Here is a 10,965-nt window from a genome sequence, read left to right as displayed (position 1 = left end):
CTTCCGGAGGAGAAGAAGTTCAGCGGCCACGGTGTCTCCTGGTGTGCCACCTGCGACGGCTTCTTCTTCCGGGATCAGGACATCATCGTGGTCGGCGGCGGAGACTCCGCCATGGAGGAGGCGACGTTCCTGACCCGCTTCGGCAAATCCGTGACGGTGGTGGTCCGCAAGGGCGAACTGCGGGCCTCCCGGATCATGGCCCAGCGGGCCAAGGACAACCCCAAGATCAGGTTCGCCTGGAACTCCGCCGTCACCGCGATCCACGGCAACGGCAAGGTCACCGGCGTCACCCTGACCGACACCCGCACCGGCGAAACCCGGCAGCAGACCGCCACGGGCATCTTCGTCGCGATCGGGCACGTGCCCCGGACCGACCTCGTGGCCGGGCAGGTGGACCTCGATGCCGACGGCTACATCCAGGTCGACTCCCCCACCACGGTCACCAACCTGACCGGGGTCTTCGCCTGCGGCGACGCCGTGGACCACCGCTACCGCCAGGCCATCACCGCCGCCGGCACCGGCTGCGCCGCGGCCCTGGACGCCGAACGCTTCCTGTCCGCGCTCGACGACGCCGACAGCATCGCCACCGCGCTGGTGGAAGAACCCACGCACTCCTAGGCCACCCGTGAAGCAGTCCCTCCCGACGGCACTCCCAGGCACCGCCCGGTCCCGCGGCGCTTACGGCTCGGTCGCCGCGCTGTCTGTTGCGGAAACTGGCCGGGCCGCAGGCTCAGCCGGCGGTGGCAGCGGCCGGCCCGGCGGGTTCGCCTCAAGCTGGTCGGCATCGGCGGCTGCAAGGTTGCGGATCAGGATGATGAGCCAGGCGAAGATCAGCGACGCCGCGATGAGCTCCACCGCGGTCAGGTTGTAGTAGCCCACCGGGAACCACAGCACCGCGGCGACGACGATGACCGCCAGGAAGAGCCACCCGAGCGCGGCGAAGGTCGCCGAGACGGACGGAACCAGCGTGCGGATGCGGACAATGAGGGACGCGAAGATCACCACCATGCCGGAAGCGACCAGGGTGTGGAGCCCGAAGCGCTCATCGACGGGGAACAATCCCACGCAGGCGAGGAATACGCCGATGAGGGCGATCCCGCCCTCGAGCAACCGCACCCGATGCAGCGCGGCCAGGGACTTCGCAGTCGCCGCGAGGGTCGCCGTCGCATATCCCGCCAGCGTGGAGATGACGACGCCGGCGACGATCAGGGTGAAGTTGAACGCCACCCCAGAGACATCGGAGCTCATGCCGAGGGCGCTGAGGTTCTCCTGCCACCACAGCGGATTCTCTGCAGTGAGCATGCTCGTGAGCAGGCCGGTGACCAGGAAGCCGGCGAGGAGGGCGGCGAGCCGGTAGGCGGTCATGCTGAGCGCAGACAGGTAGGCGATGTAGGCGCTGATGGCTCCCGTGGTGCCGACAAGGACTGCGGCCGCGAAGGGATAGACGACTGCACCGATGAACGCCTGCTGGAACAGCGAAAAGAGCGCCAGCCAGCCGAGCAGGAAAATGCAGGCGTGGGCCAGCGCGAGTGCGGCGATGTCGATGGACGTGCGGATCCGGCCTCCGCCGCGGGCCTCCGGTGTGACAGCCGGACGACGTTGCAGGCAACCGGCCACCACCGCCCCGGCGCCCACCACTGCCGTGCCGATCGCCGCAATGTCACCGACCGAACCCCGTCCGGACAACGGGACCGGTTCCCGCCCGGTCAGCAGAAGTGCGAGCCCGCCCAGGACGAGAAAGGCGGCGCTGCCAATGAAGAGCGCCCGCGACTCTGACGTGACGGCTGCTGGCTTGTTCGGGTCTACCATCACTCACTTCGATTCGCTGGCGTTGACGGCTCGTGCACTTCCGCCGTCAGCGGCAGTTCCTTCTGCTGCAGCAATGGGCTCGGGCCACATCCGCTTCCGGAATCTGCGCATCCCGGGCGCTCGCACACCGGCGGTACTCCAACGCTAGGGCCGCGGCGGTGCGGGGCCGTCACCCAGAACGGATGAACCCGCGCCCGATGAACCCGCGCCCAATGAACCCGCGCCGCGGGCCGTGCGGGACCGACTTCGCCGGACCGCCGCACGGCCCGGGCGGGTCACCGGCCCGTATGCGGAACGATCAGCACGGGCCTGGCCTGCAGGCGGGTCAGGGACACGCCGACCGACCCCTCCAGGAGCCGGCCCATCCGGGCAATCCGCCCCGGCCGCTGCCCGCCGACTATCAGCGCAGCCGCGTCCGCGCTTTGCGCCAGACGGCCCAGGGCATGGGCCACGTCCCCGTTCAGCACCCGGAAAGACCAGGCCCCGCCGGGAGGGCCGAGGATGCACTCGAGGCCGCTGAGCACCTGCGAGCTTGGGTATTCGGCTTCGACATTCGGGGCAGGATCCAGTGAGGTGGCATCCAGGACTCCGGCGGGCTCCCACTCCGTGAGATAGCTCGCCGGGTCCACGAAAGCGCAAATCAAGTGCGCCCCCAAGATTGCGGCCAGCCCGGCGGCGGTGCGTACCAGCTGCTCTTCGAATTCCCACGGAACGCCGAGAACCAGCGGGCCGTCCGGCCACTGGCCGGCCCCGCCCTGCTCAAAATTACCGGGAGTTTCCATGGGTCCTGTCAGTCGAGGCCCGCACGTGCCGGGCGTCTAGTCCCTGAGGGTGCAGAGGGAATCCACGCCTTCATTATGCCTACTCCCGGCCTAGTGCGTATTAGCTCGCGGCGGCGGACGTCAGAGCCTGCAACAGCGGCGTCGTCGGCCGTCCGATCAGCCGGGACAGCTCGCCCGTGACGGTGGCCAGCAGGCCCGCCTCGGTGTCCGTGTCCAGGGCGGCGAGGAATCCCGCGGTGCCCTCGTCGAGGCCGGCAGCGGTCAGGACCTTAACCAGTTCCGGTGCCGAGACGGGCTGGTAGACAACTTCCCTGCCCACGATCCGGGTGATCGCCGTCGCCAGTTCCTTGAAGTCCCAGGCGTAGTCGCCGGAAAGTTCGTACGTGCGGCCCTCGTGCCCGGCGGAGCTGAGCACCGCCGCGGCCGCGGCCGCGTAGTCGGCCCGCGTGGCACTGGCCACCCGGCCGTCACCGGCAGCGGCCACGACGGCGCCCGTCTGCTTGGCTGTTTCCACGGTCTGGGCGTAGTTTTCGGTGTACCAGCCGTTGCGCAGGATGGTGTTGTCGAGTCCCGACGCCCGGATGAGCTCCTCCGTTGCCTTGTGCTCGGGCGCCAGGATCAGCTCGGTGGTGTCCGCGGCCAGGACGGATGTGTAGGCGATGAACCCGACGCCGGCGGCCTTGGCCGCGTCGATGACGTTGCCGTGCTGCGCCACCCGGGAGCCCACTTCGCTGCCGGAGACCAGCAGGAGCTTGTCGATGCCCCTCAGGGCAACCTCAAGCGCTGCGGGATCGGAATAGTCCGCGACGCGCACCTGGACGCCACGGGCAGCCAGTTCCCCGGCTTTCGCGGCGTCGCGCACGATGGCCACGAGCGAATCCGGTTCCTGGCTGGTGAGCAGCTCATCGAGGACCAGCCGGCCCAGCTGTCCTGTGGCACCCGTTACTGCAATGGTCATGTTGCGCTCCTCATCAGTGGTCAAGTCCACGTCACGTTTTGGTCCGCCGGCGATCCGGCGCTGGCGGGCATAACCGGACCCCGGTCCGGTTCATTCCCCGTGTTACGTTGTGCGACCGCTACGTCAGGGTCCACGAGCGCTTGGACAGCCCGAACCAGAAGCCGTCGATCGCCGTCTTGGCCTGGATGTCTCCCGCGCCGTATGCCGCCCCGAGGGCAACGTAGAGCGGCGCCCAGTGCTCACTGCGGGGGTGAGCCTCGCGGGCGGCGGGTGCCTTGTTCAGGAAGTCGAGGATGGAGTCGACGTCGCCGCGGGCCATGGCTTCCTCGGCCCAGTGGTCGAATTCGCTGGAGGCTGCGGGCGGGGCGGTGTCCGGCCCCCCGGCGGGATTGAACCAGCGCAGGTTGTGGGTGGTGAATCCTGACCCGACGATCAGCGTGCCCCGGTCGCGCAGGGGTCCCAGCGACATGCCGAGGTCAAACAATCCCTGCGGATCAAGCGTCGGCATGGACATCTGCACGACCGGCACGTCGGCGTCGGGGTACATCTCCTTGAGCGGAACGTAGGCGCCATGATCCAGCCCGCGGCTTTCATCGCGCTCCACGTGGTGTCCGTGGCCGGCGACGAGCTTCTCCACTTCGGCAGCCAGCTCTGGTGCCTGCGGGGCGTCGTAGGCCACCTCGTAGTACTTCTGCGGGAAGCCGCCGAAGTCGTAGACCAGGCCGGGATCCCGCCCGGTGGCACTGAGTGTCACGGGGGCGTTCTCCCAGTGGGCGGAGACCATGAGGATGTCCCGGGGCTTGCCGAAGGTGCCGGACCAGTCGTGGAGTTCGCGGGTCCACGTCGAGTCGTCGGCCAGCGGCGGCGCGCCATGGCTGAGGAAGAGAACCGGGGGGCGGTCAGTGGTCTGAGTCATGGCACCATCATAGTTCCTTTTGATTGAAGCTTCAAGTTTCTTGTCAGAACGAGGGCACGGTGAACCCGAGCCCCAGAAGGCCCCGGCCGGCTTGCTCGAGAACCGGATCCCTCGTCAGCGCCGCATGGTTCATCAGGACATTGACGTCGCGCTGGATCCGCTGCAGCGGATGCGACAGCCGGTGGACACTCCCGCCGGATCCCAGCAAGATCAGGCGAACGGCCTCGGCCGACGCCTCGCCACTCAGGGCGAGGGACAGCCGGTACTGCCCGCGGTCCGGCTCTGTCATGGTCGAAGGCCCGCGCGCATGGGCGGCGGAGACCACCCGGACCGCTTCCTGCCAATGCAGCCGCGCGGTGGCGACCAGCCCGAAGGCGTGGGCATACCGGACTTGCGCGAGCGGCGAGTCCGCCTGGCGGTTCTCCACGGTGTGCTTGACCTTCCGGACCATGATCAGCTCGCGGAACAGGTCGAGCGCGTATTCGGCAGACCCCAGGGCGGCGGCAGGAGCCACCATGTTCAGCAGCGCACCCATGGGGGTGTGGATCAGCGGATCCGCATGGAGCAGGCTCCCCGGATTGTCTTCCGCGCCCAGGAGTTCCCAGTCCAGCGTTCGATGCTCCGGGACGAACAGGTCCGCCGCCTGAATGTCATTGCTCCCGGTGCCCCGCAGGCCGGCCGTCTGCCACACGTCGAGGAGCTCGACGTCGGCCAGCGGCACCAGGCACTGCAGGCGCACGTCGCCGTGCTGCGCAGCTAGCAAGGCCCATTGGGCATGCATGACCCCGGAGGCAAAGGTCCATCGGCCCGAGATGGAGTAGCCTCCCGGCACTTTCCTGGCCAGTCCCGGCGGGGCCCCGGTGGCGGCCGCCAAGGGAGCCGGCCCGTTCGCGAAGACCTCGTCCTGTGCCTCCTGGGGCCACCGCGCGAGCATCCAGACATGTTCGATCAGATGACCGGCGCTCCACGCCGTGGAGGCGCACCCCCGGGCGAGCCGGCGCACCACTTCCACGTAGGTTTCCAGCCCCATGCCGAATCCGCCGACTCCTTTCGGGGAGAGCATGTGGAAGACTTCGGCCGCGTGCAGCTCCGCCATGGTGGCGTCCGGAATGCGCCGGAGCTCCTCGGTTTCCGCGGCCCGCTCGCGCAGGCCGGCCACGAGCTCCTGGGCCCGGGTGAGCATGTCGTCATGGGTCGGGACGGCCGTGGCGCCGGGCGCGCCCGCGCTCGCGCCGCCGGTGGCGCCGGCGGTGGCGCCGGCGGCGGCTCCCGGCGCGCCGGCGACGGATCCGGCGTCGGACGGGAGCACGAGCGTATGGCCGGTATGGTCGCGTTTTGCGGCCAGGTACCGGAGGTTGGCCGCCGACGCATGGACGCCGGTGGCGATCTGCCCGGAGATCTCGAGGCCGAGGCCGGTCAGCTGGGCCGCCTTGTCCGGGTTGTTGCTGAGCAGTCGCAGCGTGCCGGCACCCATTGCCTCCAGCATCTGGGCCGCCGCCGTGTAGTCCCGCTCATCCTCGCCGTGGCCCAAGGCCAGATTCGCCGCGTAGGTGTCCAGGCCGTCATCCTGCAGGGCGTAGGCGTCAAGCTTCGAATATAGGCCGATGCCGCGGCCCTCCTGGCGGAGGTAGAGCAGGAAGCCTCCCTCGGCGGCAATCCGCTCCAAAGCCTCCCGCAGCTGCGGGCCACAGTCGCAGCGTTGGCTCCCGAATACGTCGCCGGTGAGGCACTCGCTGTGCAGCCGCACCAGGGGCCCGGCGCCGCCATGCGCCGCACCGTGCAGCGCCTGCTCCCACTCGCCGAGGGCCAGCAGCAGGTGTTCCTTCCCGTCGGCGAGCCCGCTGAAGGTCAGCACCTCGGCCACGGCCTCGAATCCGTCCGGGAAACGCAGCGGCACTAAGACGCGGCTGCGCACCGCAGCCGAAGGTGCCGCGGCCTTGGTAGTTGCAGTGGATTCTGGTGCAAGGGTCATCTCGGGTCCTCAGGTATTGGGCAACAAGTGCAGGCGTTGGCCGGCGCGGAATCCCCCGGCAAGGCGGCAACGAGTCACGCGGCCTTGCCGGCCACGTTTACTTGAAGCTTAAAGTTATCGGCCGGGCGGCTGGCATGCAAGCGATGACCCCGCATGACGGCCGGGCAGGCGAGTCGGCGCCCACCCGCGTGGAGAGGCCGCGGGGCGGTGCCATCATGAGGGCGTGACTATCCCGAAAACTATCCTGTTGTTCGTCCTCGCCGCCGTTGCTGAAATCGGTGGGGCGTGGCTCGTCTGGCAGTCCGTCCGCGAGGGCCGGGCCTGGTGGTGGGCCGGGCTGGGGGTCGTGGCGCTGGGCATCTACGGTTTCGCCGCGACGCTGCAGCCGGACGCTCATTTCGGGCGTATTCTCGCCGCGTACGGCGGCGTTTTCGTGGCCGGCTCCCTCGCCTGGGGCATGATCTTCGACGGCTTCCGGCCTGACCGGTGGGACGTCCTGGGTTCGGTGATCTGCCTGCTCGGGGTCGCCGTCATCATGTTCGCGCCCCGCGAGGCCGGATGACCGCTGCTGCACCAAGGAAAGGATCCAGAAACCATGACCCGATTCGTGATTGGCCCGGACGTGGCCCTTCTTCTCGCCCGGGACGGGGCGGCGGTTGCAGATGAGCACCAGCTGGTGGCGCCGACGCTCCTTCGCTCGCAGGTGCTTGCGCTCCTGTACCAGTCAGTCCGGCGCGGCGACGTGACGCAGGCCGATGCCGGTCGTCAGCTCGACTACGTCCGGGGCCTTCGCATCCGGCTCCTCGGCGACCGCGTCCTGCAACGCCACGCGTGGAGCCTCGCCGAGCAACTTGGCTGGGATGACACCTTCGACGCCGAATACGTGGCCCTGGCCCGGCTTCAGGCAGACGCCCTTGTAACGCTCGACGCCGGGCTTGCCCGGGCCGTGGAGGGCCTCGTGACGCTCGCTGCACCCCAGGCGCTGCTCGCCCCGGCTTAGGGCAGCAGCGGCCGCCTACTGCCCGGCGGTGCGTTCGAGCACCTGGCCGAGGATCCGCGCGCCTTCCCGGAAAGCACCCGGATTGGGTCCGGCGAAGTTCAGTCGAATGAACGGTCCGGCGGGTTCGGCCGGGAACCACTCGGTACCGGCCGCGATGATGACCCCCGCGGCCTCGCAGTCCCCGACGAACTGGTCGACGTCGGTTCCGTCAGGAAGGCGGGCCCAGAGATTGAGCCCGCCCGTGGGCACGTGCTCAACGTGGGCCAGCGGGGCAAGTTCCCGCAGGCTGCTGAGCATGAGATCACGGCGGGACTGGAGTTGCAGCCGCAGTCCGCGCAGGTGCGTCTGCCATCCCGGCTGCGTCACGACGTCGAGGGCGGCCGCCTGGAGCACGCCGCTGACATACATGGACTCGGCGCCCCGGTCGGCCAGGATGCGATCACGTGCCGGGCCGCGGGCGATCACCGCGGCAATGCGGATGGCCGGGGACACGCTCTTGGTCAGCGAGCGGAGATAGACGACATGGCCGGAATCGTCGAGGCTGGCAACGGGCACGGACTCGGTGGTGATGCCGAAATCATGGGCCCAGTCATCCTCCACCAGGAACGCACCGTATTCGCGCACCACGTCGAGCACCTGCTCGCGCCGGCGGGCGGGCCATTGCGCGCCGGTGGGATTCGCATAGTTCGGCTGCGCGTAGAACAGCCGCGCGCCCGTCTCGTCAAAGGCGCGGGCCAGGTCCTCGGGGTCCGGGCCTTCGGGACCGCTGGGTACCGGAACAACCCGGACCCCGGACTGCGCCGCGGCCTGGATCGCCCCCCAGTAGGTCGGGGATTCCACCAGCAGCGGCTGCCCGCTGCCGACCAGCGCCCGGAACACGGAACTGAGCCCGCCCTGGCTCCCCGGGAGCACGATCACGTCGCGCGGCGTTGGCGGGGTGACGCCGGCCGGCGTGGAAGCCCGGAGCTCGTGCGCGAACCAGGACTGCAGGTCGGGCAGGCCCGCGGCAGGCGGACGTGACAGGGCAGCCTCACCCCGGGCAGCCCGGGCCAGGGCCGCCCTCACCAGCCGCTCGGGCAGCAGTTCCCGGTCCGGATAGCCTGAATGGAAGGCGATGACGTCGTTCGGGGCGCTGCGCATTGCAGTGGAGACGGGGCGGAGGGGCGCCCGAGGCGATCCCAGCGCCGCCGTCTGCCAGCCGTAGTCCGCCGGCCGGGCTGTCCGAACGGCCCGTACGAACGTCCCGACGCCGGGGCGGCTCTCGATCAGCCCTTGCGCGGAGAGGGTCCGCAGGACCTTTTGCACGGTCACGGGACTGGCCTGGTACTCGGCGACCAGGGACCGGGTGGAAGGCAGCCGGGCGCCCGGCGCGGCGGCGGCAATCCATTCCCGGAGCTTCGCCGCCATGAGTGAAGTGCTATCGTAGGACATGAGATACAATAGTAGCGCTACTCTGCAAATTGATCACCCGTTATCGTCCCGGCCGGCCACCGGACTGTGGTGGGGATTGGTCGGCGTCGCCGCCTTTTCCTTCACGCTGCCGTTCACCCGGGTGGCGGTTGCGGGGTTGTCTCCTTTGTTCATTGGATCGGGCCGGGCTGTTGTGGCGACCGTTCTCGCCGCGTTCGCCCTCGCTTTGACCCGGCAGCGCCTGCCCCGGGGCGTCCAGTGGGCGCGCGTTGCAGTGGTCGCCGGCGGAGTGGTGGTCGGATTCCCGCTGCTGACCTCTTTCGCCCTCACCTCCGTTCCCGCCAGCCACGGCGCGGTTGTTATTGCTCTGCTCCCCGCGGCGACCGCAACAATGGCGGTGATCCGCGGCCACGAACGGCCGCCCAAGACTTTCTGGATAATCACCGGCGCCGGCGCGGTTGCTGCATTCGGTTTCGCCGCCGCGCAGTCCGGCGGCACCGGAGACCTGCAGCTGGCCGACCTGCTGCTGTTCGGCGCCGTCGTGTCCGCTGCGATCGGCTACGCCGAGGGCGGCCTGCTGGCCCGCGAACTCGGCTCGTGGCAGACCGTCTCCTGGGCCCTCGTTCTCGCCTCTCCGCTCATGGTGGCCATAGCGGCGTTCTCCGTGGCCAGCCAGCCTCCTTCCGCTACTCCCGCGCAGTGGGCGGCCTTCGCGTACCTGGGCGTGGTGAGCATGTTTTTCGGCTTCTTCGCCTGGTACCGCGGCCTGGCCATCGGTCCCATGGCGCAGGTCAGCCAGATCCAGCTCGTCCAGCCAGTCTTGAGCATCGGCTGGGCCGCCCTCATACTGGGCGAAGACTTGACCTGGGCGACCATCATCGGCGGCACCGCGGTTATTCTCTGCGCCGGACTGGCCGTCCGGTACCGGCCAAGTGCGGCGAGGACGACGGCGGGAAACATAGCGGAAGTGAAGGACAACGCGAAGGACGACACCGAGAAAGTGAAACAACCCGGCTGACCTGCCCCGCCCCCGAAGGCGCCCAGCCCCAAGACCAATCCACGATCCGAATGGAAGTTCCGTGTACATCCCCGCACATTTCGCCGCCACCCCCGATTCTGTCCGCCATCTGCTCACACGGCCGTCCGCGGCCAACCTGGTCACCGCCACCGCGAACGGCATGCTTGCCACGCTGCTGCCCTTCGTCTTCGAGCCCGCCGCCGGTGAACACGGCGCGCTGCACGGGCACCTGGCCCGCAACAACCCCCAATGGTCTGAACCCGCCCTCGGCGAATCGCTCGCCATCATCCAGGGCGCGGACGCCTACATCTCGCCGCGGTGGTACGCGTCCAAGGCAGAGCACGGACGCGTGGTGCCGACCTGGAACTACTCCACGGCCCACGTATACGGCACCCTGGTCATCCACGACGATCCCGCCTGGCTCGCCAGCCATGTGAGGCGGCTGAGCAACCACAACGAGGCCGGCTCCGAACGGCCCTGGACCGTCGAGGATGCCCCGGAGCGCTACATTGCCGGCCAGCTGCGCGCGATCGTCGGCGTCGAGCTTCTCATCACGCGGATCGAGGCGAAGCACAAACTCAGCCAGAACCGGCCCGACGCCGATGTTGACGGTGTGGTGGCCGGGCTGCGTGACCGCGGTGACCTCGAAAGCGCCAACGACGTCGAGAACGCGCGGGCACGGGCCGCGGAACAGATGCGATGCACGCACTCCGACAACACCGCGGCCGGTCCTGCTTCATGATCCTGGCACCGGCCGGGCCTATAACTTGATGGCTGCTGGCTGACCCCGGCATCTGAGCCTGGCTCCGGCTGGACGCCACCGGAACACACCTTCAGTGCCCCGGTTGCCCGTTTTCGCTAGGTTTTCGCTACGAATTCGGGCCGGTGCCATGCAAAAGGTCCGGCACTACGGGTATACCCGCAGCGCCGGACCTTCTCCGCGTCACGCGTCCGGTTCCGTAGCGGAATCCCTTGCCATCTCCTGGCCGAGGTTCAGCAAGCCCGGTGCTGAGCATCGACCAGGATGCCGTCGTCGCCGTCACCGGGGCACCCGGCGGACTAGGGCGGTATACCAGCACAGGAGCCTTGTGCTTCTGTGC

The 10,965-nt window shown here is 69.0% G+C and carries 11 protein-coding genes; 5 read left to right on the top strand and 6 right to left on the bottom strand.

The annotated features are described in order from the left end of the window. Positions 1–618, top strand: a 618-nt coding sequence (locus tag C566_RS20580) for an NAD(P)/FAD-dependent oxidoreductase (RefSeq protein ID WP_043465671.1), incomplete at its 5' end; no start/stop codon positions are given. A 60-nt stretch (positions 619–678) separates the two neighbouring features. On the opposite strand, the gene C566_RS20575 is transcribed toward C566_RS20580, so the two are convergent. The 5 genes from C566_RS20575 to ribA all read right to left on the bottom strand — a co-directional run bounded on the left by C566_RS20575 (position 679) and on the right by ribA (position 6,437). Beyond that, positions 679–1,812 carry a hypothetical protein gene (locus tag C566_RS20575; protein ID WP_155846713.1) on the bottom strand — a complete coding sequence of 378 codons (1,134 nt, stop codon included), beginning with the start codon at positions 1,810–1,812 and terminating at the stop codon, positions 679–681. Positions 1,813–2,084: 272 nt separating this feature from the next. After that, on the bottom strand, positions 2,085–2,591 hold the full coding sequence (locus C566_RS0102380) for a universal stress protein (RefSeq protein WP_018772728.1): 507 nt from the start codon (positions 2,589–2,591) through the stop codon (positions 2,085–2,087). A gap of 100 nt (positions 2,592–2,691) precedes the next feature. Next, complete coding sequence (locus tag C566_RS0102375) at positions 2,692–3,549, bottom strand: SDR family oxidoreductase (protein WP_018772727.1); 858 nt, start codon at positions 3,547–3,549, stop codon at positions 2,692–2,694. A 118-nt stretch (positions 3,550–3,667) separates the two neighbouring features. After that, positions 3,668–4,465 (bottom strand): dioxygenase family protein, encoded by a 798-nt coding sequence (locus C566_RS0102370; RefSeq protein ID WP_018772726.1) that lies wholly within the window; start codon positions 4,463–4,465, stop codon positions 3,668–3,670. A 43-nt stretch (positions 4,466–4,508) separates the two neighbouring features. After that, positions 4,509–6,437: a GTP cyclohydrolase II RibA gene (gene ribA, locus C566_RS23300; RefSeq protein ID WP_018772725.1), complete on the bottom strand. Its 1,929-nt coding sequence runs from the start codon at positions 6,435–6,437 to the stop codon at positions 4,509–4,511. A 223-nt stretch (positions 6,438–6,660) separates the two neighbouring features. On the opposite strand from ribA, the gene C566_RS0102360 reads away from it, so the two are divergent. Together C566_RS0102360 and C566_RS0102355 are read left to right on the top strand one after the other, a co-directional pair. Continuing rightward, positions 6,661–6,999, top strand: a complete 339-nt coding sequence (locus C566_RS0102360; RefSeq protein WP_026266298.1) for a YnfA family protein — start codon at positions 6,661–6,663, stop codon at positions 6,997–6,999. Positions 7,000–7,032: 33 nt separating this feature from the next. Next, the gene (locus tag C566_RS0102355) at positions 7,033–7,437 is read left to right on the top strand and encodes a type II toxin-antitoxin system VapC family toxin (RefSeq protein WP_018772723.1); all 405 of its coding nucleotides are present in this window, start codon (positions 7,033–7,035) and stop codon (positions 7,435–7,437) included. Positions 7,438–7,452: 15 nt separating this feature from the next. Here the strand turns inward: C566_RS0102355 and C566_RS0102350 are convergent, their stop codons facing one another. Next, complete coding sequence (locus C566_RS0102350; protein WP_026266297.1) at positions 7,453–8,868, bottom strand: aminotransferase-like domain-containing protein; 1,416 nt, start codon at positions 8,866–8,868, stop codon at positions 7,453–7,455. Here C566_RS0102350 and C566_RS20570 point away from each other — a divergent pair. Both C566_RS20570 and C566_RS0102340 read left to right on the top strand, forming a co-directional pair. Beyond that, positions 8,867–9,865 carry a DMT family transporter gene (locus tag C566_RS20570; RefSeq protein ID WP_081627229.1) on the top strand — a complete coding sequence of 333 codons (999 nt, stop codon included), beginning with the start codon at positions 8,867–8,869 and terminating at the stop codon, positions 9,863–9,865. The two genes, C566_RS0102350 and C566_RS20570, sit on opposite strands and share 2 nt — an antisense overlap. A 61-nt stretch (positions 9,866–9,926) precedes the next feature. Then, positions 9,927–10,607, top strand: coding sequence for an FMN-binding negative transcriptional regulator (locus C566_RS0102340; protein WP_018772719.1), 681 nt, complete (start codon positions 9,927–9,929; stop codon positions 10,605–10,607). Positions 10,608–10,965: the final 358 nt, after the last annotated feature.

It is taken from the genome of Arthrobacter sp. 131MFCol6.1 (assembly GCF_000374925.1).
Classification (GTDB): Bacteria; Actinomycetota; Actinomycetes; order Actinomycetales; family Micrococcaceae; genus Arthrobacter.
The sequence above is the reverse complement of the archived record's forward strand: the minus strand, read 5'-3'. Positions and strand labels throughout refer to the sequence as shown.

What these genes read in the sequence shown, in the direction of transcription:
- C566_RS0102380 (WP_018772728.1), bottom strand. Translation starts at nt 2,591, where the DNA reads ATGGAAACTCCCGGTAATTTTGAGCAGGGCGGGGCCGGCCAGTGGCCG.
- C566_RS0102375 (WP_018772727.1), bottom strand. Translation starts at nt 3,549, where the DNA reads ATGACCATTGCAGTAACGGGTGCCACAGGACAGCTGGGCCGGCTGGTC.
- C566_RS0102370 (WP_018772726.1), bottom strand. Translation starts at nt 4,465, where the DNA reads ATGACTCAGACCACTGACCGCCCCCCGGTTCTCTTCCTCAGCCATGGC.
- ribA (WP_018772725.1), bottom strand. Translation starts at nt 6,437, where the DNA reads ATGACCCTTGCACCAGAATCCACTGCAACTACCAAGGCCGCGGCACCT.
- C566_RS0102355 (WP_018772723.1), top strand. Translation starts at nt 7,033, where the DNA reads ATGACCCGATTCGTGATTGGCCCGGACGTGGCCCTTCTTCTCGCCCGG.
- C566_RS20570 (WP_081627229.1), top strand. Translation starts at nt 8,867, where the DNA reads ATGAGATACAATAGTAGCGCTACTCTGCAAATTGATCACCCGTTATCG.
- C566_RS0102350 (WP_026266297.1), bottom strand. Translation starts at nt 8,868, where the DNA reads ATGTCCTACGATAGCACTTCACTCATGGCGGCGAAGCTCCGGGAATGG.